This is a genomic window from Mesorhizobium sp. M0848 (assembly GCF_040319805.1).
Taxonomy (GTDB): Bacteria; Pseudomonadota; Alphaproteobacteria; order Rhizobiales; family Rhizobiaceae; genus Mesorhizobium.
Map to the genome: position 1 here is coordinate 1 of NZ_JAMYOM010000017.1, position 24,909 is coordinate 24,909.

General features: G+C 63.6%; 21 protein-coding genes and 2 pseudogenes. 12 read left to right on the top strand and 11 right to left on the bottom strand.

What is annotated here, in order from left to right; translation table 11 throughout:
• Nucleotides 1-156 precede the first annotated feature (156 nt).
• From NKH95_RS19820 to NKH95_RS19830, 3 genes are all read right to left on the bottom strand, one after another.
• Nucleotides 157-1,002: an aldo/keto reductase gene (locus tag NKH95_RS19820; protein WP_128302888.1), complete on the bottom strand. Its 846-nt coding sequence runs from the start codon at nucleotides 1,000-1,002 to the stop codon at nucleotides 157-159.
• An 86-nt stretch (nucleotides 1,003-1,088) separates the two neighbouring features.
• Nucleotides 1,089-1,481, bottom strand: a complete 393-nt coding sequence (gene copM / locus NKH95_RS19825; protein WP_128302887.1) for a CopM family metallochaperone — start codon at nucleotides 1,479-1,481, stop codon at nucleotides 1,089-1,091.
• Between the two features lie 42 nt (nucleotides 1,482-1,523).
• Nucleotides 1,524-4,028, bottom strand: a complete 2,505-nt coding sequence (locus NKH95_RS19830; RefSeq protein WP_352892654.1) for a heavy metal translocating P-type ATPase — start codon at nucleotides 4,026-4,028, stop codon at nucleotides 1,524-1,526.
• Nucleotides 4,029-4,215: 187 nt separating this feature from the next.
• Between NKH95_RS19830 and NKH95_RS19835 the strand changes: the two genes are divergently transcribed.
• Nucleotides 4,216-4,698, top strand: a complete 483-nt coding sequence (locus NKH95_RS19835) for a glycosyltransferase family 25 protein (RefSeq protein ID WP_352892761.1) — start codon at nucleotides 4,216-4,218, stop codon at nucleotides 4,696-4,698.
• Here NKH95_RS19835 and NKH95_RS19840 read toward each other — a convergent pair.
• Complete coding sequence (locus NKH95_RS19840) at nucleotides 4,614-5,015, bottom strand: hypothetical protein (RefSeq protein ID WP_352892766.1); 402 nt, start codon at nucleotides 5,013-5,015, stop codon at nucleotides 4,614-4,616. The genes NKH95_RS19835 and NKH95_RS19840 overlap by 85 nt on opposite strands.
• Before the next feature lie 96 nt (nucleotides 5,016-5,111).
• Between NKH95_RS19840 and NKH95_RS19845 the strand changes: the two genes are divergently transcribed.
• Both NKH95_RS19845 and murJ read left to right on the top strand, forming a co-directional pair.
• Nucleotides 5,112-7,913, top strand: coding sequence for a [protein-PII] uridylyltransferase (locus NKH95_RS19845; RefSeq protein WP_352892656.1), 2,802 nt, complete (start codon nucleotides 5,112-5,114; stop codon nucleotides 7,911-7,913).
• Nucleotides 7,914-7,959: 46 nt separating this feature from the next.
• Complete coding sequence (gene murJ, locus NKH95_RS19850) at nucleotides 7,960-9,558, top strand: murein biosynthesis integral membrane protein MurJ (RefSeq protein ID WP_352673416.1); 1,599 nt, start codon at nucleotides 7,960-7,962, stop codon at nucleotides 9,556-9,558.
• Between the two features lie 61 nt (nucleotides 9,559-9,619).
• Here the strand turns inward: murJ and NKH95_RS19855 are convergent, their stop codons facing one another.
• A complete protein-coding gene (locus NKH95_RS19855; RefSeq protein WP_050592693.1) occupies nucleotides 9,620-9,817 on the bottom strand; it encodes a hypothetical protein in 198 nt (65 codons plus the stop codon).
• Between the two features lie 545 nt (nucleotides 9,818-10,362).
• Here NKH95_RS19855 and trpS point away from each other — a divergent pair.
• From trpS to NKH95_RS19870, 3 genes are all read left to right on the top strand, one after another.
• Nucleotides 10,363-11,430 (top strand): tryptophan--tRNA ligase, encoded by a 1,068-nt coding sequence (trpS, locus tag NKH95_RS19860; protein ID WP_352892658.1) that lies wholly within the window; start codon nucleotides 10,363-10,365, stop codon nucleotides 11,428-11,430.
• Nucleotides 11,431-11,523: 93 nt separating this feature from the next.
• Entirely contained in the window at nucleotides 11,524-12,015 is a 492-nt protein-coding gene (locus tag NKH95_RS19865) for a universal stress protein (protein WP_352892659.1), read from the top strand.
• A 156-nt stretch (nucleotides 12,016-12,171) separates the two neighbouring features.
• Complete coding sequence (locus NKH95_RS19870; protein WP_128302883.1) at nucleotides 12,172-12,741, top strand: NifU family protein; 570 nt, start codon at nucleotides 12,172-12,174, stop codon at nucleotides 12,739-12,741.
• 113 nt (nucleotides 12,742-12,854) lie between these two features.
• On the opposite strand, the gene NKH95_RS19875 is transcribed toward NKH95_RS19870, so the two are convergent.
• Nucleotides 12,855-13,472: a L,D-transpeptidase gene (locus NKH95_RS19875; RefSeq protein ID WP_013528066.1), complete on the bottom strand. Its 618-nt coding sequence runs from the start codon at nucleotides 13,470-13,472 to the stop codon at nucleotides 12,855-12,857.
• A 226-nt stretch (nucleotides 13,473-13,698) separates the two neighbouring features.
• Between NKH95_RS19875 and cueR the strand changes: the two genes are divergently transcribed.
• From cueR to NKH95_RS19900, 5 genes and pseudogenes are all read left to right on the top strand, one after another.
• Entirely contained in the window at nucleotides 13,699-14,121 is a 423-nt protein-coding gene (gene cueR, locus NKH95_RS19880) for a Cu(I)-responsive transcriptional regulator (RefSeq protein WP_023811630.1), read from the top strand.
• A 59-nt stretch (nucleotides 14,122-14,180) separates the two neighbouring features.
• Nucleotides 14,181-14,612: an OsmC family protein gene (locus NKH95_RS19885; RefSeq protein WP_023811629.1), complete on the top strand. Its 432-nt coding sequence runs from the start codon at nucleotides 14,181-14,183 to the stop codon at nucleotides 14,610-14,612.
• Between the two features lie 950 nt (nucleotides 14,613-15,562).
• Nucleotides 15,563-15,894: pseudogene (locus NKH95_RS19890) on the top strand (SMR family transporter).
• 326 nt (nucleotides 15,895-16,220) lie between these two features.
• Complete coding sequence (locus NKH95_RS19895; protein WP_127289952.1) at nucleotides 16,221-16,409, top strand: hypothetical protein; 189 nt, start codon at nucleotides 16,221-16,223, stop codon at nucleotides 16,407-16,409.
• Between the two features lie 93 nt (nucleotides 16,410-16,502).
• Nucleotides 16,503-17,003, top strand: coding sequence for an MmcB family DNA repair protein (locus NKH95_RS19900; protein ID WP_023811626.1), 501 nt, complete (start codon nucleotides 16,503-16,505; stop codon nucleotides 17,001-17,003).
• Between the two features lie 16 nt (nucleotides 17,004-17,019).
• Here the strand turns inward: NKH95_RS19900 and nhaA are convergent, their stop codons facing one another.
• From nhaA to NKH95_RS19925, 5 genes and pseudogenes are all read right to left on the bottom strand, one after another.
• The gene (gene nhaA, locus NKH95_RS19905; protein WP_023811625.1) at nucleotides 17,020-18,228 is read right to left on the bottom strand and encodes a Na+/H+ antiporter NhaA; all 1,209 of its coding nucleotides are present in this window, start codon (nucleotides 18,226-18,228) and stop codon (nucleotides 17,020-17,022) included.
• Nucleotides 18,229-18,291: 63 nt separating this feature from the next.
• The gene (locus NKH95_RS19910; RefSeq protein WP_013528072.1) at nucleotides 18,292-18,855 is read right to left on the bottom strand and encodes an ActR/PrrA/RegA family redox response regulator transcription factor; all 564 of its coding nucleotides are present in this window, start codon (nucleotides 18,853-18,855) and stop codon (nucleotides 18,292-18,294) included.
• A gap of 85 nt (nucleotides 18,856-18,940) precedes the next feature.
• A complete protein-coding gene (locus tag NKH95_RS19915) occupies nucleotides 18,941-20,272 on the bottom strand; it encodes an ActS/PrrB/RegB family redox-sensitive histidine kinase (RefSeq protein ID WP_032909257.1) in 1,332 nt (443 codons plus the stop codon).
• A 116-nt stretch (nucleotides 20,273-20,388) separates the two neighbouring features.
• Nucleotides 20,389-23,050: pseudogene (gene hrpB / locus NKH95_RS19920) on the bottom strand (ATP-dependent helicase HrpB).
• Nucleotides 23,051-23,097: 47 nt separating this feature from the next.
• Entirely contained in the window at nucleotides 23,098-23,988 is an 891-nt protein-coding gene (locus NKH95_RS19925; protein WP_023811623.1) for a DMT family transporter, read from the bottom strand.
• A gap of 28 nt (nucleotides 23,989-24,016) precedes the next feature.
• On the opposite strand from NKH95_RS19925, the gene NKH95_RS19930 reads away from it, so the two are divergent.
• Nucleotides 24,017-24,706 carry a PIG-L deacetylase family protein gene (locus tag NKH95_RS19930; protein ID WP_023811622.1) on the top strand — a complete coding sequence of 230 codons (690 nt, stop codon included), beginning with the start codon at nucleotides 24,017-24,019 and terminating at the stop codon, nucleotides 24,704-24,706.
• The last annotated feature ends 203 nt before the right edge of the window (nucleotides 24,707-24,909 follow it).

Below are 24,909 nucleotides of genomic sequence, written 5' to 3' on the forward strand. Positions count from 1 at the left end.
TCGACCTCAACCTCTGCAGACGATAAGTGACAAAACTGTTCGCGATGTCCTCGCACACCTGTTCGCGATGTCTCCGGTCCAAACACCCCCTTGCGGGGGAGATGTCCGGCAGGACAGAGGGGGGTGTGACGGAACGGGCCTTCGCTATCTGCGCGCCTAAATCATCTCCAGCCCGCGTTTGCGCGTCGGTGGCGGAAAGCCACGGTCGAGATCGGCGATGTCCTGAGGCGTAAGCTTGATGTCGAGCGCGGCGACATTCTGGCGGACGTGCTCCTGGCTGCTGGCCTTCGGAATGGCGATGACGCCGGCCTGATGCATCACCCAGGCCAAGGCGATCTGGGCGGCCGTGGCGTTGTGGCGGGCGGCGACGGCGTCGAGCCTGGCATTGCGCGCCAGCGCGCCCTGCTCGACCGGCGAATAGGCCATCAAGGGAATGTTGCGCTGCCGGCTCCAACGCGCCAGGTCGAATTCGAGGCCACGCCGGACCAGATTGTAGAGCACCTGGTTGGCCTGGACACTGCCGCCATCGGGCAAGGAGGTCAGCTCTTCCATCTCGTCGGTGTCGAAATTGCTGACGCCCCAGTGGCGGATCTTGCCGGCCTTTTTCAGGGCCTCGAAGGCCGCGACGGTTTCCGTCAATGGCACGCTGCCGGGCCAATGCAGCAGATAGAGATCGATGCGGTCGGTGCGCAGGCGTTTCAGGCTGTTTTCGCAGGCGCGCTGCACGCCCGCGCGCGAAGCATTTGATGGCAGAACTTTCGAAACCAGGAAGGTCTCGTCGCGGCGCCCGGCAATGGCTTCGGCCACCACCTCCTCGGCGCCGCCGCTGGCATACATTTCGGCGGTGTCGATCAGTGTGATGCCAAGGTCGAGGCCGAGCTTGAGGGCGTTGACCTCAGAGGTGCGGCGATTGTTATTCTCGCCCATCTTCCATGTGCCCTGGCCAAGCACCTGAACTGCTTCGCCAGAGGGCAGTTTGGTGGTTCTGATGGTCGATGGCATGGCGGGCTCCAGTTGGGGCTGGATCGCATCATAGGCTGGACGAGAAATCCAGAGGCGTTCTCGCCGCGCTGGCTATGGCTGAAGACTTACTTCACCGGATGGGCGGCGAGCCAGGCCTGCATCTGCTTGATCTCGGCTTCCTGCGCGGCGATGACGCCTTCGGCGAGCTTGCGGATTTCCGGGTCCTTGCCATTGGCAAGTTCGACCTTGGCCATGTCGATCGCACCCTGATGGTGCGGGATCATGCCTCTGACGAAATCGACGTCGGCATTGCCGGTATAGTCGGACGCCATCATGTCGGCATGCATCTTGTCCATCGCCGCCTTGTAGCCTTCGGTCGAAGGGCTGGTCGCATCCGCCGCCATAGCGCCCATGTCGTGTTTCATTTCCTCACTCTGCGCCGGAACGCTTTCGAGGAAGACGGCAACCAGCATTCCGGCCGCCATCAGCAGCAGCACGAGTTTTTTGGCCAAGGTCATTCATGGTCTCCTGTTGAGTGGTTTCGTATTTGGGGGCTTGGATCAGAGTTTCAATGTTCTCAGCCGCAATGCGTTTGCGATCACCGACACCGAAGACAGACTCATCGCCGCGGCCGCCAGCATCGGCGACAGAAGCGTGCCGGTGAGCGGATAGAGCACGCCGGCGGCGACCGGCACGCCCAGCACATTGTAGAGGAAGGCGAAGAACAGATTCTGACGGATGTTGCGGATCGTCGCCTGCGCCAGCGTGCGGGCGCGCACGATACCGTTGAGGTCGCCCTTGACCAGAGTGATACCCGCGCTTTCGACGGCGACATCGGCGCCGGTGCCCATGGCGATGCCGACATCGGCGGCGGCAAGGGCCGGTGCGTCGTTGACGCCGTCCCCGGCCATGGCAACGCCGGCGCCTTTTGCGCGCAGTTCCTCGACAAGGGCTGCCTTCTGTTCCGGCAGCAGGCCGGCGCGGACCTCGTCGATGCCGAGGCTTCTGGCGATCGCGTTGGCCGTGCGTTCATTGTCGCCGGTTGCCATGATGATCCGCAAGCCGCTTTCATGCAGCGCCTTGATCGCCTCGGCCGTCGTTGCCTTGATAGGGTCGGCGACGGCGACGATGCCGGCCAGTTTTTTGTCGACAGCGACGAACATCGCCGTCTTGCCTTCGAGTTGCAACGCCTCGGCCTTGGCCGAGATGGATGCGATGTCGACGCCAAGGTCGGCCATCATCGCGGCATTGCCGAGCGCGACCGTCTTTCCCGAGACCGAACCGGACACGCCCTTGCCGGTGACCGCCTCGAAGGCGCTGGCCTCGGCAACTGTCACGCCGCGCGTAGCGGCGCCGTCGACGATGGCTTCAGCCAGCGGATGCTCCGACCCCTTCTCCAGACCGGCGGCAAGCGCCAGCAATTCCTCCTCGGAAAAACCGTTTGCCGCAACGACATCGGTCAGCTTCGGCCGGCCTTCGGTCAGCGTCCCCGTCTTGTCGACGATCAGCGTGTCGACGGAAGCGAAGCGTTCGAGTGCTGCGGCCTCCTTGATCAGCACACCGGCATGCGCTCCGCGCCCGGTGGCGGTCATGATCGACATCGGCGTGGCAAGGCCGAGCGCACAGGGGCAAGCGATAATCAGCACCGACACCGCCGAGACGATGGCAAAGATCAGGCTGGGCTCGGGTCCAAACACGGCCCAGGCGGTGAAAGCGACAATCGCGACAAGGACGACGGCCGGGACAAAGTAGAAAGAAACGCGATCGGCCAACCCTTGAATCGGGGCGCGCGAGCGCTGCGCCTTGGCGACGAGCTCGACGATGCGCGCCAGCGTCGTCTCGGCGCCAACCTTCTCAGCGCGCATGATCAGCGCACCATTCTTGTTGAGCGTGCCGCCGGTCAGCGCATCGCCCTCGACCTTCTCGACCGGCAACGGCTCGCCCGTGATCATCGATTCGTCGATCGAGGACCGCCCTTCCAGCACCGTGCCATCGACCGGCACGGCGTCACCGGGGCGTATGCGCAGGCGATCGCCGGCCTTGACGGCGTCGAGGGGCACGTCGTTTTCGGAACCATCGGCGGCAATCAGCCGCGCGGTCTTCGGCGCCAGATCGAGCAAGGCGCGGATCGCCGAACCGGTCTTTTCACGGGCGCGCAGCTCCAGCACCTGACCAAGGAAGACCAGCGCAACGATGACGGCGGCAGCCTCGAAATAGACGGGCACCGCACCGCCATGGCCGCGGAACTGATGCGGGAAAATGTCCGGAAACAGCGTGGCGACGACGCTGTAGAGATAGGCAGCGCCAACGCCGAGCGAGATCAGCGTCCACATGTTGGGGCTGCGGTTGACCAGCGAGTCCCAGCCGCGGTGGAAGAAGGGAAAGGCGGCCCAAAGCACCACCGGACTTGCCAGGACCAGTTCGATCCAGACCTTTGTCCGGTCCTCGACCAGGCCTTCAAACATCAAGCCGATCATGGGCGCCATTGCGATGATCAGAAGGGGGACCGAAAGGACAGCGCTCACCCAAAACCGCCTGGTGAAATCGACCAGCTCGGGATTTGGCCCTTCATCGCCCGTCGGCACGCCCATCGGCTCCAGCGCCATGCCACAGATCGGGCAGGATCCTGGCTTGTCGCGGATGATTTCGGGATGCATCGGGCAGGTGTATTGCGTGCCTTTGGGCATCGGCTGCGGTGCCGGCCTGTCGCCGAGATATTTTTGCGGCTCCGCCTCGAATTTCGCCTGGCAGGCGGCCGAGCAGAAGTAAAAGCCCTGGCCTTCGTGGCGGGCAAAGTGCCTGGCTGTCGCGCGATCGACGCTCATACCGCAGACCGGATCGGTGGCCGTCAGGAATTTTTCCGGCTCGGCGACGAATTTCGTGCGGCAGCCCTGGCTGCAGAAATGATAGGGATGGCCATCATGCTCGGTCGTCGGCTTGCCGGCGACCGGATCGACAGTCATGCCGCAGACCGGATCGCGGACGACGCTCTTCGTGGTGGGCACGGCGCCTTTTGTCGAGCAGCAGCTACCATGCGCGTGATGATCGTGATCGGAATGCGTCATTCGAAAATGCCTTGATTTATCGGCGTGTGACGTGGAGATAGGGCTTCCAGTAACTGGAAGGTCAAGGGCTGTTTCGACTTTTCTTCTCCGGTCCACGGCGCGTCCATCCTCCCCCAGAAAAAGTCTCACGCGGCAACACCACGCCTGCTAGAGAGCGAGCGTCCCGGGGGTGAGATTTTCTTTGGCAATGAAGCGTCTGGTCATCAATCTCGATCGGTCTCCCGATCGCCTTGCCCGTGTGACGGCGGAGTTTGCCCGCATCGGCGTCCCGTTCGAACGCGTTCAGGCCATCGACGCACGGGATCGGCCGGACCTGGACCAGCTGCCGCAAAATGTCGGATATCGGAACAGGCTGCCATTGACTGACGGCGAGATCGCCTGCCTGCTCAGTCACCGGGCCTGCTGGGCCGCCATAGCGCAAGGCGACGCTCGCTACGGGGCAATCTTCGAGGACGACATCGTCTTTGCCGCGAAAGCCGGCGCATTGCTTCGCGACAGCAACTGGATTCCAGCCGATGCCGAAGTCGTCAAGCTCGAAAGCTATTTTTGCAAGACCGTGATCCGACGCAAGCGCATTGACATCGGTCACGGCTTTTCCACATCCAAACTCGACGCTGGACATATAGGAACGCCGGCTACATCATCTCCAGGCAAACCGCGCTCGACCTGATCAAGGCCACCGAGGAGATCGGCATCGCTGTCGACGACCTTGTCTTCAACCCCGAGTTTTCGGTTTTGCGAGGCGAGACAATCTATCAGCTTGTTCCTGCGCTCTGCGCGCAAGATCAGTTCCTTGGCGACAGGGCGCTCCAATTGCCAAGCCTGCTCAGGGAAAAGCGGGATATCCAGTGCGCCGCCGGGACCGGGAAACGCAGAAAGACAGCCATAGCGAAGGTCAAAGCCGAGGCTCGGCGGATAGGCAAGCGCATTGTCGATTTCTGTCGACTGAAGCGGAGAATGGTTATTCCATTTACTTATCCGAGCCAAAGCTCAACCGGGTCTTGAACCGGCTTTCAACGCCCCATACCCAGCGCCACGAAAACGCGCTATAGACGCCGCCGAACGGCAAGGCCGACTGGATATATGGCAAGAATCTCCCTGAAGCTCGACGAATTGATCGACGGCGAAGCCTTGCGCCGCGAGATGACCGCGCTGACCGCGGCCACGGCGGATGATGGCTCAGGGCAGGCCGCGCGCAATGGCGTGCTCCAACTGCTCAAGGGACGACTGGCGGAAGGGCGCGCCATTGCCGAACGAATGCTGATGGACGATGGCGGCGGCAGCGCCTGCGCGGCGCGGCTGTCGCATCTCATGGACGAGATCATCCGGGCGCTTTACGATTTCGCCGTCACCCATGTCTACCGGGTCAAGAACCCGTCCTCGGCGGAGCGCATGGCCGTCGTCGCTGTCGGCGGCTACGGCCGTGGAACGCTGGCGCCCGGATCCGACATCGACCTTCTGTTCCTGCTGCCCTACAAGCAGACGCCGTGGGGCGAACAGACAGTCGAATACATGCTCTACATGCTGTGGGACCTGGGGCTGAAGGTCGGCCACGCCACCCGTAACATCGACGAATGCCTGCGCCTGTCGCGCACCGATGTCACCATTCGCACCTCGATCCTCGAAGCACGTTTCCTGTGGGGCGAGGAAAAGCTCTATGATGAACTGATGCTGCGGTTCGATCATGAGGTGGTGCGCACGACCGGCCCCGAATATGTCCAGGCCAAGCTTGCCGAACGCGATGACCGCCATGCCAAGGCCGGCGAAAGCCGCTATCTGGTCGAGCCCAACGTCAAGGACGGCAAGGGCGGCCTGCGCGACCTGCAGACGCTGTTCTGGATCGGCAAATATTTCTATCGGGTGCGTACCGGCGAGGAACTGGTCGACAAGGGCGTCTTCACCGAGGGCGAATACCGCGAGTTCCAGAAGGCGGAGGATTTCCTGTGGGCGGTACGCTGCCACATGCATTTCCTCACCGGCAAGGCCGAAGAGCGGTTGCATTTCGACATCCAGCGCGAGATCGCCGAACGGCTCGGCTACACCACACACCCCGGCCTGTCGGCGGTCGAGCGCTTCATGAAGCACTACTTCCTCGTTGCCAAGGACGTCGGCGACCTGACCCGCATCTTCTGCGCGGCGCTCGAGGAGGAGCAGGCCAAGCACGTTCCTGGCTTCAACCGCATCTTCCTGACTTTCTCCAGGCGCAAACGCAAGCTGGCCGGCACCTCCGATTTCATTGTCGACAACCACCGCATCAACATCGCCGACGACCAGGTGTTCGAGCGCGATCCGGTCAATCTGCTCAGGCTGTTCTGGTTCGCCGACAAGCACGGTCTGGAATTCCACCCTGACGCGCTCAAGCTGCTGACCCGTTCGCTCGGCCTGGTCAACAAGTCGCTGCGGCGCGACGAGGAGGCCAACCGGCTGTTCCTCGACATATTGACCTCGGATCGCAATGCCGAACTCAATCTGCGTCGCATGAACGAAGCCGGACTGCTCGGCAAGCTGATCCCGGATTTCGGCAAGATCGTCGCCATGATGCAGTTCTCGATGTACCACCACTACACGGTGGACGAGCATCTGATCCGCTGCATCGGCGTGCTGGCCGAGATCGAGCGCGGCGACGGCGAAAAGGTCCACCCCCTCTCGCACACGCTGATGCCGGGCCTGAAGAAGAGCCGCGAGGCGCTCTATGTCGCCGTATTGCTGCACGACATTGCCAAGGGCAGGCCGGAGGACCATTCCGAGGCGGGGGCCAGGATCGCCCGTCGCATCTGCCCGCATATGGGGCTGTCGCCTGCCGATACCGAAACCGTGGCCTGGCTGGTCGAGAACCACCTCGTGATGTCGATGACGGCGCAGACCCGCGACCTCAACGACCGCAAGACCATCGAGGATTTTGCCGCGATCGTGCAGTCGGTCGAGCGGCTGAAGCTGCTTTTGATCCTCACCGTCTGCGACATCAGGGGCGTCGGACCCGGTGTCTGGAACGGCTGGAAGGGCCAGCTGCTGCGCACGCTCTACTACGAGACCGAATTGCTGCTGACCGGCGGGTTTTCGGAAGTGTCGCGCGCGCAGCGCACGGCGGCGGCGCGCGAGCGCCTGGCCGAGGCGCTTGCCGACTGGCCGGACAAGGCCCGCAAGCGCTATGTCGGCCAACACTACGAGAATTACCTTTTGACCGTCGATCTCGCAGACCAGTTGCGCCATGCCGAGTTCATCCGCGAAGCGGACGTGTCAGGCAACAAGCTTGCCACCATGGTCAAGACCCACCAGTTCGAGGCGGTGACCGAAATCACCGTGCTGGCGCAGGACCACCCCCGCCTGCTCTCTGTCATCGCCGGGGCTTGCGCCGGAGCCGGCGGCAACATTGTCGACGCGCAGATCTTCACGACGTCGGATGGCCGCGCGCTCGACACGATCCTGATCAGCAGAGAATTCGATCGCGACGAGGACGAGCGCCGGCGCGCCGAACGGGTCGGCCGGCTGATCGAGGACGTGCTGTCGGGCAAGAGCTGGCTGCCGGAAATGATCGAGAAGCGCACCAAGCCGCGGCGCGGCTCCAAGGTGTTCAAGATCCCACCGCGTGCCGAAATCCGCAACACGCTGTCGAACCGTTTTTCGGTCATCGAGGTCGAGGGCCTCGACCGGCCGGGACTGCTGTCGGAGATCACCGGAACGCTTTCCGACCTGTCGCTCGACATCGCATCGGCCCACATCACCACCTTCGGCGAAAAGGTCATCGACACTTTCTATGTCACCGATCTCACTGGCCAGAAGATAGATAGCCCGGCCCGCATCGCCACCATCCGCAATCGGCTGATGGCAACGCTCGAAGGCATCGTGCCCGAACGCGGCGGCAAGCCCAGGGCGGCGGCCGAGTGACAACGACCATCACTTTGTCCCAATTGCGCAGGCAGTTCCCAAAAGCATGAGCCTCGTCAAGAAATTCGCAACGGTCGCTTCCGGCACGCTGATGAGCCGCGCGCTCGGTTTCGGCCGCGAGATGCTGATGGCTGCTGCACTCGGTACCGGACCGGTTGCCGATGCCTTCAACGCCGCTTTCCAGTTTCCCAACACCTTTCGCCGGCTGTTTGCCGAGGGGGCCTTCAACGCCGCCTTCGTGCCGCTGTTCGCCAAAGAGATCGAGACCCACGGTACCGAAGGCGCCAAGCGCTTTTCCGAGGAAGTATTCGGCGTGCTGTTCACGGCGCTGCTGGCGCTGACGATCATCATGGAACTGTCGATGCCGCTGATCGTGCGCTATCTGGTGGCGCCGGGTTTTGCCGGCACGCCGGGGAAGTTCGACACCACGGTGACGCTGGCGACGATCATGTTTCCCTATCTGATCTGCATGTCGCTGGGCGCGATGATGGCGGGCATGCTGAATTCGCTGCGCCGCTATTTCGCCGCCGCAGTGGCACCGGTGTTCCTCAACATCATCCTGATCGGCGTGCTCGCCTATGCCTGGTACAAGGGCTCGGATGCCCTCGCAGTCGGCTACGGGCTGTCCTGGGGCGTGCTTGCCGCCGGACTGGTGCAGTTGGCGATCGTCTGGGTGGCGGTGCGCCATGCCGGCATCTCGATCGGCTTTCGCCGTCCCAAAATGACGCCCGCGGTCAAGCGGCTGCTGATCCTGGCGCTGCCGGCGGCCATCACCGGCGGCATCACCCAGATCAACCAGCTGATCGGTACGGCGATCGCCTCGGCGCAGAACAGCGCGGTGTCCTCGCTCGCCTACGCCGACCGCATCTACCAGTTGCCGCTCGGCGTGGTCGGTGTTGCGGTGGCGATCGTGCTGTTGCCCGAACTGTCGCGGGCGCTGAAGTCGGGCAATCTGATCGAGGCGGCCAATCTGCAGAACCGCTCGGTCGAGTTCACGCTGTTCCTGACTTTGCCGGCAGCCGCGGCACTCTGGGTGATGTCGGAACCGATCGTGCGGCTGGTCTATGAGCGCGGCGCGTTCGCCGCCAACGGATCGACGCCGACGGTGGCGGCGATCCTGGCCATCTTCGGCCTCGGCCTGCCGGCCTTCGTGCTGATCAAGGCGTTCACCCCAGGCTATTTCGCCCGTGAGGATACGCGCACGCCGATGATCTTTGCCGCCATCTCGGTGGCGGTGAACGTCACCACGGCGCTGACGCTGTTTCCACGGATGGGGGCGCCCGGCATTGCGGTGGCCTCGGCCGTCGCCGGCTGGGTCAACGCGGTGATGCTGCTCGGCGTCTTGATCCGGCGCGGCCATTGGGGCCGCGACGTACCGCTGATGAAGCGCATTCCACGTCTGGTGCTGTCCGCCGTGGTGATGGGCGCTGCGCTCTATTTTGCCGAACACTGGTTCGCCATCAGGCTTGGGCCGGGCTCGCCGCTGGTGGTCAAGGCGGCGACGCTGCTGTCGCTGGTTGCCGGCGGGGCGCTGCTTTATTTCATCACCGCGTTTGCCACCGGCGGCGCCGATTTCGGGATGATCCGGCGCAATGTCGGACGGAAAGGATCGCCGCCGACTAGGGAACAGTCTCCAGATCCGTGAGCCGGAATTTATTGCAATGTCCCACCCCTCATTGCGACGATAGCGGCTGCTTCGACAAACATTAGTCTTCTCCAGACAATTCGTCGTAGACGGAGGGTGGCAAGGTGTTGCGCGCCTGCCCCCTCAGTTCAATTCCGAGTTCGGCCCGAAGCCGTGCCGCGGTCTCCAGCGGCGTCTCGCGGCTGCGCCTGCGCTGCAGTGCCTCTTGCATACCGACCACGCCGGCGGGGCGCTTCTGACCTTCAGATCCGGTGGGCATTCAAGGCGTCTCCTCCAAGGTCGCTATGTAATGCACCCGGCTGCCGCTCGCGTACATGATGAAGTGCTTGTTGCCAAAGCGGTCGTTTTTGACAGTGAGCGACGTAGGAAGCGCGGAGCGTTTCGTGGCAATGGGGTCGTGGCGACGGGTGGCAGATGGCTCGCGGCTAGCCGCGATAGAAGCACGACTAATTGCCCTTCGGCCAGCGACTTCTCTGGGATGGAATCCTCCCATTGATCGGGCGCCCCGTGGCGTACAATCTTCCAAACTCGCGCCAAGTCTCCGGCCCCTGCTTTCCGCGAAGCATATAGGTGCTTTTGCATATTTCAAATTTCAAACTGAGACACTCCCGGTTTCTTGTCCCTGTTCCTTGTAGTCTGCTCCAAGGCCCAATGGCCTCTTGATCCTCTCACCGCTCTCGTCCATAAGCGCGCCGTCGCAAGACTTTCGCCGCGCGCGGTTTCCAGCCGCGTGATTGGCTCCGAAAAGTCTGCAACTTTTCGGAATCACGCTTATACGGCCCTCCACAAGCCATGAGGACAATCATGACCGCCTTCAAGCCACTCGTCTTTTCCGGTGTCCAGCCGACCGGCAATCTGCACCTCGGCAACTATCTCGGCGCCATCAAGAAATTCGTCGCCCTGCAGGAAACCTCCGATTGCATCTATTGCGTCGTCGACCTGCATTCGCTGACAGCTCAACTCGTTCATGAAGACCTAGCCGACCAGACGCGGTCGATCACCGCTGCGTTCCTGGCCTCGGGCATCGACCCGAAGAAGCACATCGTCTTCAATCAGTCGCGGGTCATGCAGCATGCGGAGCTCGCCTGGATCTTCAATTGCGTGGCGCGCATCGGCTGGATGAACCGCATGACGCAGTTCAAGGACAAGGCCGGCAAGGACCGCGAGAACGCGTCGCTCGGCCTGCTAGCCTATCCTTCGCTGATGGCTGCCGACATCCTGCTCTACCGTGCCACCCACGTGCCGGTGGGCGAGGACCAAAAGCAGCATCTGGAACTCACACGCGACATCGCGCAGAAATTCAACAACGACTTCTCCGACCGCATCGCGGCCCTTGGCATCGGCGTCGAGATGCAGGTCGGCGAAGAGACCGTGAACGGCTATTTCCCGCTGACCGAGCCGGTCATCGGTGGGTCGGCGGCGCGCATCATGTCGCTGCGCGACGGCTCCAAGAAAATGTCCAAATCGGACCCGTCGGATTTGTCGCGCATCAACCTGACCGACGATGCCGATGACATCTCGAAGAAGATCCGCAAGGCCAAAACCGACCCGGAAGCGTTGCCGAGCGAGCTGGACGGCCTGGCCGGCCGGCCCGAGGCGGAGAACCTGGTCGGCATCTATGCGGGTCTCGCCGAGATGTCGAAGGCGGATGTACTCAAGGAATTCGCCGGCCAGCAGTTTTCCGTGTTCAAGCCGGCCTTGGCCGATCTTGCAGTGGAAAAACTGGCGCCGATCGCCAGCGAGATGCGCCGCATTTCGGATGACCGCGCCTATGTCGACGCGGTCCTCAAGGATGGCGGCGAGCGCGCCGGCGTGCTGGCCGAAGCGACGATGAAGACGGTGCGCGACATTATCGGCCTGTTGCAGGGCTGATCGCGACATCGGGTGCACTGGCACAAGGCCGGCGGCTTGCCGCCGGTCCCCCGCAGTGGCAGATTGCGGCCGCACGACACCGAGTAGATAGACATGGTCTCCAAACGCCTCAGCCGCGAAGCCGGCCATCGCAGGAAATTCCTGACGATCATCGACGACACGCCGGAATGCGAGCGCGCCGTCGCCTATGCCTCGAAACGGGCGCAGAGCACCAGCGGCACGCTGGTGCTGCTCTATGTCATCGTGCCGGACGATTTCCAGCATTGGCTGGGTGTCGAGAAGATCATGCGCGAGGAAGCCAACGCCACGGCGCGCGCCGCACTCGACAGCTATGCCAACAAGGTGCGCCAGAAGCTCGGCATCGAGCCCGAGATGGCGGTGCGCGAAGGCAAGCCGACGGAAGAGATCCACAAATTGATCGAGGAAGACCAGGACATCGCCATCCTGGTGCTGGCCGCCGGTGCGGGCAAGGAAGGCCCGGGGCCGCTGGTCGGCGCCGTGGCCGGCAAGGGTGCCGCCTTCCCGATCCCGGTGACTGTCGTGCCGCAGAACCTGTCGGACGAGGAAATAGACAGCCTGGCCTGAGATTTTGCTCTTCAGGTGATGCCGCTCCGATTTTGGGCGCGAAAAAACATTCCGCCAGCCAGCCGTTCCGGCGATGCGTTTCGCTTGAATGTCCATCCAATTGAGCCTATTTAGAATTGTTCCAAACTAGATGCCCAAACGGGCACGGAGACGGCCATGTTCATCCAGACCGAATCGACGCCAAACCCGGCGACGCTGAAATTCCTGCCCGGCAAGGAAGTGCTTCTGGAAGGCACCGCCGATTTCCGCGATGCCGACAGCGCCGCCGTCGCCTCGCCGCTGGCCGGCCGGCTGTTCGAAATTCCTGGCGTCACCGGCGTTTTCTTCGGCTATGACTTCATCACCGTGACCAAGGATGGCCCCGACTGGCAGCATCTGAAGCCGGCGATCCTCGGCGCCATCATGGAGCATTTCATGTCCGGCGCGCCTGTCATGACCAAGGCTGGCCCGGCCGCAGAGACCAGCCAGACCGGTGAGTTCTACGACAAGGCCGACGAGGAGCTGGTCATCACCATCAAGGAACTGCTCGATACACGGGTGCGCCCGGCGGTCGCCCAGGATGGAGGCGACATCACCTTCCGCGGCTTCGAGAACGGCACGGTGTTCCTGCACATGAAGGGCGCCTGCGCCGGCTGCCCGTCCTCGACGGCGACGCTGAAGCACGGCATCCAGAACCTTCTGCGCCATTTCGTGCCGGAAGTGCAGCAGGTCGAGCAGGTCTCGTAGAGACCTCCTTCTCGAGGCATTAGAGGCAAACAACAAAAAACCGGGCCGAATTGCCCGGTTTTCTGCTTGGGACGTCCGTTGTTGCCTAGACGGTCCGCGTACGAAAACTGCCTCTAGAGAACGATGACCTTGGCGCCGACCGAGGCGCGGTCATAGAGGTCGATAATGTCCTGATTCATTAGGCGGATGCAGCCAGACGACATAGCCTTGCCGATCGAATTCCATTCCGGGCTGCCATGCAGGCGATAGCCCGAATCGCCGCCCTTGTTGAACAGGTACATGGCGCGCGCGCCGAGCGGGTTCTTCAGGCCCGGCTCCATGCCGCCGGCAAACTTTTCCAATTCCGGCTGGCGCTGGATCATCTGCCTCGGCGGTGTCCAGGTCGGCCATTCGCGCTTGAGCGCAATGTGGGCGGTGCCATGCCACTCGAAGCCCTCGCGGCCGACGCCGATGCCGTAGCGAATGGCCCTGCCGTCGCCCTCGATGAAGTAGAGGAACTTGTTCTGCGTATCGACTATGATCGTGCCCGGCTTTTCCGGGCTGTCGTAGTTCACTTCCTGCCGATGGTACTTCATCGGCACTTTCTCGATCGGGATCCGCGGCAGCTGATAACCGGCGTCGGTGACCGCGCCGTAGTCGTTGGAGAAGATCTGCGAGCCGATGGTGCTGCAACCGGCGATAGCAGTGGAGAGCGCCAGTGCGGCGATGATTGCAAACGACTTCATGCGCATCAGGTGATCCGGTGCCCCGCCCAACTTCGGCGGCACGAGTCGGCCGCTCTCTCATCGTCATTCATGCTGGCATTTGCTTTGCTTGCCAAGCGCGCGATGCCTATATGCCTGCCTTGACGTACCGGTAAGCGTATCACTATGGCATTTTGGCAACAGGACTCACAGGATTGTGAAGCAAATTCAAGGGGCCTGCTCCATGGGCTCCTGGAAATCGAGGAGAACCGTCATGAATGTCGGTGACGCCGCCCACCGCTCCGGCCTGCCGGCCAAGACTATCCGCTACTATGAAGAGATCGGCCTGATCGCCCCGGCGCGGGCCGCCAACGGCTACCGCGATTATTCCGGAGACGACATCCATCGGCTGGCCTTCCTGCGCCGCGCGCGCAATCTGGGCTTTTCCATCGACGATTGCCGCCAGTTGATGGCGCTTTACCAGGATCGCAGCCGCGCCAGCCACAACGTGCGCGAAATCGCCGCCGCCCATGTCACGGCGATCGAGGAGAAAGTGCGCGAGTTGCAGTCGATGCGCTCGACGCTGCAGAAACTGATCCATGCCTGCCACGGCGACGAAAGGCCGGATTGTCCGATCCTTGATGACATGGCGGGAGCGGCGTTGCTCAGCGACAGGGGCACCTCTGCGGCTGCATAATGACCCTACGTCGACGAGGCCCGACGCCTGGTCGACTCCTGCCGGGAGGACGTCCACAAATGGTCTCGATGAGCGTCGAACTGCGCAATATGGGGGGCACGCAGGCGGCCATGGGCTGGGCCGGCGGCCACACGATCATCGTCGACCGGCCCGAAGGCAAGGCCGGCGGCATGGGCCTGGGCTTCAATGGCGGCCAGCTGCTCGCCCTGGCGATCGGCGGCTACTTCTGCAACGACCTTCGCTACGTTGCCGAGGAAATGGGCATAACGCTCAACAAGATCGCCGTGACCGTGACGCTGAACCTCGAAGGCAAGCCTTTGCTCGCGACTTCGTCAACCATGACGGTTTCCTGCACGACGCTGGACGGCTCCGACCCGGCGGAGATCATCACAAGGGCCGCGGCGATTTCCACGGTCAGCAACTCCCTGCGCCAGGGCGTGCCGGTGAGCATCGAAACGGACGCAACGGCGACCGGCTTGTCGGAGGAATGATCCCCGGGAACAGGCGCATTTGGCCGCGTGGATTGTCAGAGATCGCTAAATAGGCCCACCGCCGGCACAGCAGAGCGATTGATCCAATTTTCTTCGGCATCTGGGCGCGTCAATCTGACGCGCTATGTCTTCCCTTGTTGCAATGATCAACGATGGAGATTGGCATGGATCGGCGATTGTTTCTGACTAGAATGCTTGGGCTGGCAGGGGCTGCGACCGTCGTCGCAATCGCGCGTCCTGCCACCGCCTTGGCCGGCATCCCCAATACGGGGCCGGGCATTCTCGATGAGCTCGACAAACCGTCCGACGACATTCTCGACCCGGATGGTCCCGATGTCCAGGACGGCGTCGAGTTCGTGCGGCACCGCAGGTGGCACCGCCGCCGTCGTCGACGCGGGTGGAGGCGGGTTTGCCGTCGCTATTGGCGCCACGGTTCCTGGCGCCGCAGGTGTTTCCGCAGATCCTTCTGGATCCACTTCTGACGAGACCTGCAACGCGAAGGTCCCGGAGTCCGCCGGCGCCTTCGCTATCGCTGCAGGCTTGAACCCAATCGGTAAAAAAGGCCCGCCGCCCCTCGGCAGCGGGCAGGTCCTGGAGTGCCGGGGGATCAACCCGGCATGGGTCAACGAGCGGGTCACCGGTTGGTTGCAGGGATCGGCCCGGTAGCCTTCCTTTGGGTGGACCGCCACCGGGCCTGACCGGAGCGGGGTGTATTGGGGGAGCCCCGGCTGCTTCGAAAATATCACCTTTCACTTATATTCGCTCTAGCTAATTAACAGGAGCGACGCAGCCCGGAGTGTAGCTGGGTGGGCCTCATCGGACAGGCGCGCGCCCTTGCAATCGACGAGACTCTGCGCCGCTCGCGGCGAGGCACGATCACGGGAAAGTGAACGTGACGCCATCGTAGCGTTCTGATCATTAGATGCCTCCCGCCACTGGAGGTTCATCGAATGCCAGCTTATGCCATTCTTGCCCTGGCTATTGTCGGTGAGGTCATCGCGACCAGCGCGATGAGGCCTCGGAAGGCTTCACCAGGCTTGGCCCGTCGATGTTGGTGCTGCTCGGTTACGCCACGGCGTTTTTCTTTCTGTCCCAGGTGCTGGACCGCATACCGGTCGGCGTTGCCTATGCAGTATGGGCGGGCGGCGGCATTGTTCTGGTCGCGCTGGTCGCTTGGATTGTCTACGGGCAACGGCCCGACGTGGCAGGTTTTGTCGGCATGGGCCTGATCTTGGCTGGAGTGCTGGTTTTAAACCTGCTGTCCAAAACGGGCGTTCATTGAGGTCCGACAACTACACGATCGCCTACATAAAGGCGGTTATATATTTGACAGGCCTAACGCCAAAATGGCCGGCGCAGGTTGCCGGATGAATGATGATCCGCGCCGGCCACTGCGGCTTCTTTGAGGGGTTGCCGCCTGCCGGGAGCTAGAGCGCGCGAATTGGCCGGCAATTGAGGCCCAGCCGCTTGGTTAAAAATGTACAGTGAATCCTTATTGAAGCCACCTCACAGCGTATTAAAATCCCAAGGTCACCGGCTACGGGTTAACGGCGCACCGGTGATTGAGAGTAACGCTAAGCTCCCGCCCTTATGGATGGGAGGTTGGCCATGTCTCAGTTCGATAGCTCGGTATCGGCTTTTGACTGCGATATTTTGCGCAGCGCGTTCATAAAAATCGTCATCCAGAAGAACATTCCAGAGGACAAATGGCGGGCCGAGGCCGAGCTTTTGATCCGGGAGTATACGGATAGCGACGACATTGAGCCCGGTTTAGCGGAATGGATCGCGCGGAAGTAGCCCGCGATGAAAGAGTGGAAGCCCGACGATTACCTGAAAGCGCCCACATAAAACAGGTTCAAACCGTGAACAGAATCTGGCATGGTGCCTGGCATGCCGATCATCTCCCCCATCCCCATCAATCCTCTCATCGACGGCCGCCAGTCCGAACGCGCCATGCTGGTGCGGCGCGGCGTACAGCGGCTGCTCATGGATATGGGCGCACATGTGTTGCCCGAGCTGTCGCTGGCCACGGGCCGCCGCGCCGACCTCGTCGCGCTGACCCGGCAGGGCGATATCTGGATAATCGAGATCAAATCCTCGATCGAGGATTTCAGGGTCGACCGCAAATGGCCCGACTACCGGCTGCATTCCGACCGCTTCTTCTTCGCCACCCATCCCGGCGTGCCCTCGGAAATCTTTCCGCAGGAATGCGGCTTCATCCTTTCCGACGGCTATGGCGCCGAGATCCTGCGCGATGCGCCCGAGCACCGCATGGCAGCGGCAACGCGCAAGGCGCTGATGCTGCGGGTCGCGCGGGCCGGCGCTTCGCGGCTGCTGGCGGCAGAGCTTGCCGGCGTGTCGGTGCCGGCGCTGGAGGGTGAGAGCGAGTAACGGCCCGTCCTTCAGTCTATGACCGGCTCTGCTCTTCATCGTCCTCCACGCCACCCTTGGCGGGCGCCATGAGCAGCACGGCAGCACCCAGAATGGCGGCGATGAAGGAGCCGGCGAGGATGCCGACCTTGACCGCGTCCTGCAGCGCCACGTCGCCGGCGAAGGCGAGCAGGCCGATGAACAGGCTCATGGTGAAGCCGATGCCGCACAGCAGCGATATGCCGATCATGTGCGTCCAGCCGGCATTGGCGGGCAGGTCGGCAAGACCGAGCCGGATCGCAAGTGCCGAGGAGCCGAACACGCCGACCAGCTTGCCAACCACCAGGCCGGCGGCGACACCCAGCGTCAACGGCTCGATCAGCGCACTGACGCTGAGGCCGGCCAGCGAAACGCCGGCATTGGCAAAGCCGAAGATCGGGATGACGACGAAGGCCACAATCTTGTGCAGGCCGTGCTCGAGCCGGTGCAGCGGCGAATGGTCGAGATCGTGGCCGATGCCGGCGGAGCGCTCAAGCGGGATGGTCAGCGCCAGCGCCACGCCGGCGAGCGTGGCATGGACGCCGGATTTCAGCACCAGCATCCACAAGATGACGCCGAGCACGAGATAGGGAACCAGCGTCATCACCCGCATGCGGTTGAGCACGACAAGCGCGGCAATGACGGCGAAGGCAGCACCCAGATAAGCCAGCGACAGGCCGCTGGTGTAGAAGATGGCGATGATGATGACGGCACCGAGGTCGTCGATGATCGCCAGTGCTGTGAGGAACACCTTCAGCGAAGCCGGCACGCGGCTGCCGAGCAGCGACAGCACGCCGAGCGCGAAAGCGATGTCGGTGGCGGTCGGGATCGCCCAGCCGGACAGGGCGGCCGCATTGTCGCGGTTGACGGCCACATAGACGAGTGCGGGAACCACCATGCCGCCGGCGGCTGCAATGCCGGGCAGCACGCGCCGGGGCCAGGTGGAGAGCTGGCCGTCCAGCATCTCGCGCTTGATCTCCAGTCCGACGAGCAGGAAGAACACCGCCATCAGCCCGTCATTGACCCAATGCGAGACGCTGAGCGGGCCGAGATAGGCGTGGAGCGCGGAGAAATAGGTTTCGGCGAGCGGCGAATTGGCGACGATCAGGGCCAGTGCCGCCGCCACCATCAGGATGATGCCGCCAGCCGCTTCACTATCGAGGAATTCGCGGAAGACGGAAACCGGCCGATGCTTCAAGTCCTGCATGTCGCCTCCGTCATGCCGTTTGTTTTGGCGGGCTTCGATCCCGCAAGATGGGAAACGGCGGCCTTAACGCGGCGCCCGCTTGGCCAGTATGCGCTGCAAGGTGCGTCGGTGCATGTTGAGCCGGCGCGCTGTCTCGGAGACGTTGCGCTCGCACATCTCATAGACGCGCTGGATATGCTCCCATCGAACGCGGTCGGCTGACATCGGGTTTTCCGGCGGCGCCGCGCGCTCGCCGGCGGTGCGGGTGAGTGCCGCGAAGATATCATCGGCGTCGGCGGGCTTGGAGAGATAATCGACCGCACCGAGCTTCACCGCGGTCACCGCGGTGGCGATGTTGCCGTAGCCGGTCAGGATGATGGTGCGGGAATCCTCGCGCTTTTCGCGGATGGCCGCGACCACGTCGAGGCCGTTGCCGTCGCCGAGCCGCATGTCGACCACGGCGTAGGCGGGTGGATTGGCGCGCGCCTTGGCAACCGCCTCCTCGACGCTCTCGGCCGTCTCGACCACGAAGCCCCTGGCTTCCATGGCGCGGGCCAGACGCGTGAGGAACGGCTTGTCGTCATCGACGACAAGCAGCGAGGTGTCCTCGCCTTCAACCATTGCGCCAATATTCTCGTCGCCTGTCATAGTCTCAAAATTCCTGCTGCCTTAATTTTACGCAAATATAGCTCCTGAGCCTCCTTGTCCAATTTTTAGAGGTCCTTCAAGGCTCTCAGGCGGTGTCGAACATGCTGGCCGAAGTGATTTCCGGATTGAGGAACACACCACGCGGCCACGATATCTGGACCATGGCGCCCTCGCCCAGGCCGCTCGAATTGCGGAAATCGAGCACGGCACCAGAGCGTTCGAGCAGGGTCTTGGCGATGAACAGGCCGAGGCCCAGACCGCCGCCTGTTTCATTGCCTTGGCGCGTCGACATATAGGGCTCGCCGATGCGGTCGATGATCTCGGCTGGAAAGCCGGGGCCGTCATCGATGATCGAGAAGGTGACGATGGCCTCGTCCCAACTCCAGCGCACGGTTACGCTTTTGCGGGCAAAATCGACGGCGTTCTCGACCAGGTTGCCGAGGCCGTAGATGACGCCCGGATTGCGTCGCCCGACCGGCTCGGGGCCGATGCGTTCGCCGGGCCGAAGCTTGATCGAGATGCCGAAGTCCCGGTGCGGCGCGGTGACCTCCTCGACCAGCGAAGTCAGTGGCAATCGCGAAAGATGCGCCTCGCCCTCGGAGGACAGGCTGGTCAGCCGCTTGAGAATCTCGCGGCAACGCTCGCTCTGCGAACGCAACAGCGTCACATCTTCCCCGTATTTCGGATCCTTGCCGAGCGCCTTTTCCATCTCCTTGGCGACAAGCGCGATGGTGGCGAGCGGCGTGCCGAGCTCGTGCGCGGCCGCGGCGGCCAGCCCGTCGAGTGCCGAAAGGTGCTGCTCGCGCTGCAGCACGAGCTCGGTTGCGGCGAGCGCATTGGCCAGAAGCCGGGCTTCGGCGGCCACCCGGAAGGCGTATATGGCGGTGAAGGCGATCGAGGACAGCACCGCCATCCACATGCCGGCGACATAGAGAAAAGGCATCGCCAGCGGCGCGTCCTCATGCCAGGGCAGCGGCAGATGGACAAAGACCAGAAAGGTCGCCGCCGACATGACCAGCCCGCCGAGGATGGCGGTCAGGCGCAGGGGCAGCGATGTCGCCGAAATGACGACAGGCACGGTCATCAGCAGCGAGAACGGGTTGGTGAGGCCGCCGGTCATGTAGAGCAGGCCGGCAAGCTGCAGGCTGTCGAAGATGAGGATGCCGAAGGCCGCAAGCGGCGTGAGCCGGTGCGCTGCCGGAAAGCGAAAGGCGAGAAACAGGTTCATCCAGGCCGAACAGGCGATTAGGGCAAAGCAGAGGCTGACCGGCAGTGGAAACTTCAGCCCATAGGCGACGACGAGCACCGTCAGGCTCTGACCGACAATGGCAAGCCAGCGCAACCGGATCAGCGTGTTGAGGCGCAGTCTCTGGCTCTGCTGGAAATCGGGCGAACGCAAAACGTTGATCATGGCCATGAATTACAGCCGCGAAGCGCTGAAGGCTAGGTCCCGCCCCAATCCGAGGAGTCGGATGGGGCTCTACTTCTTGTTTGAGCATGACCTTTCCAAAAACCGGTTTCCACTTTTTGGGATCATGCTCTGGGTTTTGCGCGGGCGGTGGCGGTCGCGAGCAGCGGGTTTTCCGGCCAGACGTGCTTGGGATAACGGCCGCGCATATCGGCGCGCACATCGGCCCAGGAGCCGCGCCAGAAGCCGGGCAGGTCGCGCGTCGTCTGGATTGGCCGGTGCGCCGGCGACAGGAGTTCGAGCGTCAGCGGCACACTGCCATTGGCGATGGCGGGATGGCGGTCGAGGCCGAACAGCTCCTGCACGCGAATCGCCAGCACCGGCCATTCGCCGTCATAGCGGATCGGCACATGGCTGCCCGACGGGGCATCGAAATGGGTCGGCGCCAGCGTATCGATCCTGCGCTGCAGATCATGCGGCACGAGGCTGGCCAGCCCGGCCGAGACAACGCCCGCATCTATGGCGGCAAACGATGCCGCGCCGGACAGGTAAGGCAGCAGCCAGTCATTGAGGCGCGCGATGAGAGCAGCATCCTCCATATCGGGCCAAGGCGCGCCAAGGCCGCGATGCAGCCAGCCAAGCCGCTGGCGCAGCGTTTGCGCCTCCTTGCTCCAATTCAGCAGCGACAGCCCGTGCTGGCGCACCGCATCGAGGACGGCGCGGTCGGCGTCGGGCCCCGTTGGCGGCGGCAGCATGCGTTCGGCGAGCGTGATGGCGCCAAGGCGCACGGTTTCACGCACACGCACGGCGCGCTTGTCGCGGTCGAAGCTCGTTTCGCGGCGGACCTCGATCCTGTCCGCCAGCGCAGCGCGGACATCGTCCTCGCCGATCGCCGCCGCCGCCGTGATGCGCGCATTCTGTGCCTTGCCCTGCAGGTCGGCGACGACCAGAAACGGCTCGCCCGCCAGCGGATCGCCGGCGTCGAGCATGGCGCCGGAGCCGTTGGCCAGCACGAAACGACCACGCTCGCCACGCGCCTTCGCCACCCGATCCGGCCAGGCGTGGACGAGCAGGGGACCGGCTGACTTACCCTCCCCCTTGTGGGGAGGGTCGGCGAGCGCGCCTTGCGCAGCAAGGCGCGGGAGACGGGGTGGGGGTGCAGCGCTCGGCCTGGGCCCCCCCCCCCCCCCCGCGGCGGGCCGGCCCCCCCCCCCGCCGGGGGCGCGGGGGGGGGGGGGCAGCGCTCGGCCTACCCCCACCCCGCTCCGCTTCGCGGATCGACCCTCCCCACAAGGGGGAGGGTGAAGAGGTGCCGGCCTGCCGCGCCAGCCGTTCGGCGAGCTGCTTGGCGGCGGTAGCGCGCGGAGATCTTTCCCCGCGAAAGCGCATCAGCCGTCGCTCCAGATCGGCGCCGTCGCCACCAAGACCCCGTTCGGTGAGCAGCACGGCAAGCATCGCCGCCTCGAAGGCATGGCCGCTCCGGGCTGCCTCGGCAACCATGTGCGCCAACCGCACCGGCAGAGCGAGCTTGCGCATCGCTGCACCCGCCTCCGTCAGGCGCCCCGTCTCGTCGATGGCGTCCAGCGCGCGCAACAGCCCCTTTGCCTCATTAAGGGCCGGAACAGGCGGCGGATCGAGAAAAGCGAGCCCTGCCGGATCGGCAACGCCAAAGGCAGCGCAATCGAGCAGCAGTCCGGACAGATCGGCCTCGAGGATTTCCGGCGGCGTGAAAGTGGGAAGTGCAGCCGTCTGCTCGGCCCGCCACAGCCGGATGGCGACGCCTGGCTGCGTGCGTCCGGCACGGCCGGCGCGCTGGTCGGCGGAAGCCTTGCTGACGCGCACGGTCTCCAACCGGGTGAGGCCGCTGGCCGGCTCATAGCGCGGCAGCCGCGAAAGGCCCGAATCGATGACGACGCGCACGCCGTCTATGGTGATCGAGGTTTCGGCGATCGAGGTGGCCAGCACCACCTTGCGGCGGCCGGCCGGCGGCGGCTTGATCGCCGCGTCCTGCGCCTTGCCGTCGAGCATGCCGTAGAGCGGCACGATGTCGGTTTCAGTGCCGACCTTGCCGGCCAGCCGCTCGGCGGTTCGCTCGATCTCGCGTTGGCCGGGCAGGAAGGCAAGCACGCTGCCGATCTCGTCGGCAAGGGCTGTGCGGATCGCCTTGGCCATCGCGTCCTCGATGGCGATGCCGGCGGGACGCTCGTCATAGCGGATGTCGACAGGGAAGGCGCGACCCTCGCTCTCGATCACCGGCGCGCCCGACATGAGTTTGGCGACACGTGCGCCGTCGAGCGTCGCCGACATCACAGCCAAGCGCAGGTCCGGCCGCAGCGCACCCTGCACGTCGAGCGCCAGTGCGAGCCCAAAATCGCCATCGAGCGAACGCTCGTGGAATTCGTCGAAAATGACAGCCGAAACGCCGGGCAATTCGGGATCGTCGAGGATCATGCGCGCCAGCACGCCTTCGGTGACGACTACGATCCTGGTCTTTGCCGAAATGCGGTTTTCCATGCGCATGGCATAGCCGACGGTGGCGCCAGGTTCCTCACCAAGCAATTCAGCCATCCGGCGGGCGGCGGCGCGGGCGGCGAGGCGGCGCGGTTCAAGCAGGATGATCTTGCCGGCGCCGAGCCAAGGCGCGTCAAGCAGCGCCAGCGGCACCAGCGTCGTCTTGCCGGCGCCCGGCGGCGCCACCAGCACGGCGCTGTTGCCATGGCCGAGCGCTTCCCTCAGCGCCGGCAGCACGGCAGATACAGGAAGCTCCGGCAGGGGTTTTGTGGTCATGGCGCCCGCATATCAGCGGTTGTGGCCACGGCGCAACCAGAGACGGTTCAAAGCCGGGTGCGCGAAAACGGGTTCCAGCGCACGGTGCCCAGCCGCGCTTCCTCCCGCACCATGGTCAACAGGCCGGCGCCGCCAACGACCGCCAGACCAACCAGCGACAGCCCGTCCGGATATTCCTGGAAGAACAACGCGCCGAGGACCACCGCCCAGGCGATCTGCGAATAATGCGTCGGCGCAACGCGGTTGGCGGGCGCGTATTTCATGGCCAGCAGTTGAAGGAATTGTCCACCTGCGGTGAAGGCTCCGGCCATTGCCAGCCACAGCAACTGCTTTCCGCTGGGAACAGTGAAGGCGGTGGCGGCGGCACCGATGCCGTTGAACAGCAGGCCGCAACCGACCAGCACGCCGAGCATGGTGGTGCGCTTTTCCTGCTGCGCCAGCGAGCGCATCAGGATGACGCTGATGGCGGCGAGGAAGGCAACGCCGAAGGCGGCAAGATGGCCGAGATTGAGCTCGCGAAAGCCAGGCCGCACCACCAGCATGACACCGGCAAAACCGGCGACCACCGCCAGCCAGCGCCAGGGGCCGACCTTCTCCTTGAGGATCACCGTGGAGAGGATGGTGACGCAGAGCGGCGCCAGGAAGATCAGCGCATAGGACTCGGCCAGCGGAATGGTGGTGAAGGCGTAGACGCTGAGCACGCCGGAAGCGATACCCGCCCAGGCGCGCGCCTGCACCGCCCATGGCCTTTTGGTGCGCCAGAAATCGCGCCAGCGTTCGCCCGCAGGTCGCGTGAAGAATAGGAAGAAGCCCGCGAACAAGGTTATGAAAAAGCCGATCTCGAAGATCGTGAGCTGACCGCCCAGGCTTTTGACAACGGCATCGCTGCCCGAATAGCTTGCGTAGGCGATCAGGGCGAGCAGGATTCCGTTCGTCACGTTGTTCCAGTTCCGGGGAGAGAGTGATTTGAAAATCCTAGCGCTCGGTGCGCATCCGGACGACATCGAGATCTTCATGTTCGGTACGATGGCCGCCTATGCCGCGCAAGGCGCAGAGCTCACTTTTGCCATGGCCACGGATGGTGCCAGGGGCGGCACGAGTGATCCCGCTGTTCTCGCTCGTGTCCGTCGCGATGAAGCAACGGCCGCGGCTGCGCTGGTAGGCGCAATGCCACGCTTCCTCGACTTCCCGGACGGCGAGTTGGTGGCCGATGCAGCGCTGATCGGAGCTCTGAAAGCACTGATTGGTCAAACCGGCCCGGATCTGGTGATCACGCATGCGCCCAACGACTATCACGCCGACCATCGCGCGCTGTCGGACGGCGTGCGCATCGCGGCGTCTTTCGCCGTCCCGGTGCTGCATGCCGACACGATGGGCGGCACCGGTTTTTCGCCGACGCACTACGTCGACATTTCCGGGTATGCCGACGTCAAAGCTGAGGCGATCCGAATGCATCAGTCGCAGGATCCCGACCGCTTCGTCGACATCGCGCGGACACAGAACGCCTTTCGCGCCGGCCAGTGCAACAGCGCGCAAGGCTCATCGGCCGAAGCGTTCCGTTTCGAACCGTCGTTCCCGTTCGCCGATATCCGCGCGCTGCTGCCGCCGGCGCCGCCAATCCGCAAGGTGATGGTGAGCACCAGAAGGGTGGATTGAAAACCGAGGCTGCCCCACGTCCTGGTCAGAATCGGCCTGAAGAGCTTCGGTAGGCCGACCAGCGACCCGCGCTTTTCCCAAGGTTTTCAGACATCGCCATAAGCATGCTGCGGCGCAGCAACGAATTCGCTTGCCTTGTTTAGTAAAAATTGCATCACTAAACAAATTACTAAACATCCGCAGCGTGACCGCGCCGCCATGTT

Excerpts from the sequence above, each read along its gene's own strand:
- trpS (WP_352892658.1), top strand. The coding sequence starts at position 10,363 with ATGACCGCCTTCAAGCCACTCGTCTTTTCCGGTGTCCAGCCGACCGGC.
- copM (WP_128302887.1), bottom strand. The coding sequence starts at position 1,481 with ATGACCTTGGCCAAAAAACTCGTGCTGCTGCTGATGGCGGCCGGAATG.
- NKH95_RS19835 (WP_352892761.1), top strand. The coding sequence starts at position 4,216 with ATGAAGCGTCTGGTCATCAATCTCGATCGGTCTCCCGATCGCCTTGCC.
- NKH95_RS19870 (WP_128302883.1), top strand. The coding sequence starts at position 12,172 with ATGTTCATCCAGACCGAATCGACGCCAAACCCGGCGACGCTGAAATTC.
- NKH95_RS19820 (WP_128302888.1), bottom strand. The coding sequence starts at position 1,002 with ATGCCATCGACCATCAGAACCACCAAACTGCCCTCTGGCGAAGCAGTT.
- nhaA (WP_023811625.1), bottom strand. The coding sequence starts at position 18,228 with ATGCAGGACTTGAAGCATCGGCCGGTTTCCGTCTTCCGCGAATTCCTC.
- NKH95_RS19865 (WP_352892659.1), top strand. The coding sequence starts at position 11,524 with ATGGTCTCCAAACGCCTCAGCCGCGAAGCCGGCCATCGCAGGAAATTC.
- NKH95_RS19910 (WP_013528072.1), bottom strand. The coding sequence starts at position 18,855 with ATGACAGGCGACGAGAATATTGGCGCAATGGTTGAAGGCGAGGACACC.
- NKH95_RS19895 (WP_127289952.1), top strand. The coding sequence starts at position 16,221 with ATGTCTCAGTTCGATAGCTCGGTATCGGCTTTTGACTGCGATATTTTG.
- cueR (WP_023811630.1), top strand. The coding sequence starts at position 13,699 with ATGAATGTCGGTGACGCCGCCCACCGCTCCGGCCTGCCGGCCAAGACT.
- NKH95_RS19900 (WP_023811626.1), top strand. The coding sequence starts at position 16,503 with ATGCCGATCATCTCCCCCATCCCCATCAATCCTCTCATCGACGGCCGC.
- NKH95_RS19915 (WP_032909257.1), bottom strand. The coding sequence starts at position 20,272 with ATGGCCATGATCAACGTTTTGCGTTCGCCCGATTTCCAGCAGAGCCAG.
- NKH95_RS19830 (WP_352892654.1), bottom strand. The coding sequence starts at position 4,028 with ATGACGCATTCCGATCACGATCATCACGCGCATGGTAGCTGCTGCTCG.
- NKH95_RS19855 (WP_050592693.1), bottom strand. The coding sequence starts at position 9,817 with ATGCCCACCGGATCTGAAGGTCAGAAGCGCCCCGCCGGCGTGGTCGGT.
- NKH95_RS19885 (WP_023811629.1), top strand. The coding sequence starts at position 14,181 with ATGGTCTCGATGAGCGTCGAACTGCGCAATATGGGGGGCACGCAGGCG.
- murJ (WP_352673416.1), top strand. The coding sequence starts at position 7,960 with ATGAGCCTCGTCAAGAAATTCGCAACGGTCGCTTCCGGCACGCTGATG.
- NKH95_RS19875 (WP_013528066.1), bottom strand. The coding sequence starts at position 13,472 with ATGCGCATGAAGTCGTTTGCAATCATCGCCGCACTGGCGCTCTCCACT.
- NKH95_RS19845 (WP_352892656.1), top strand. The coding sequence starts at position 5,112 with ATGGCAAGAATCTCCCTGAAGCTCGACGAATTGATCGACGGCGAAGCC.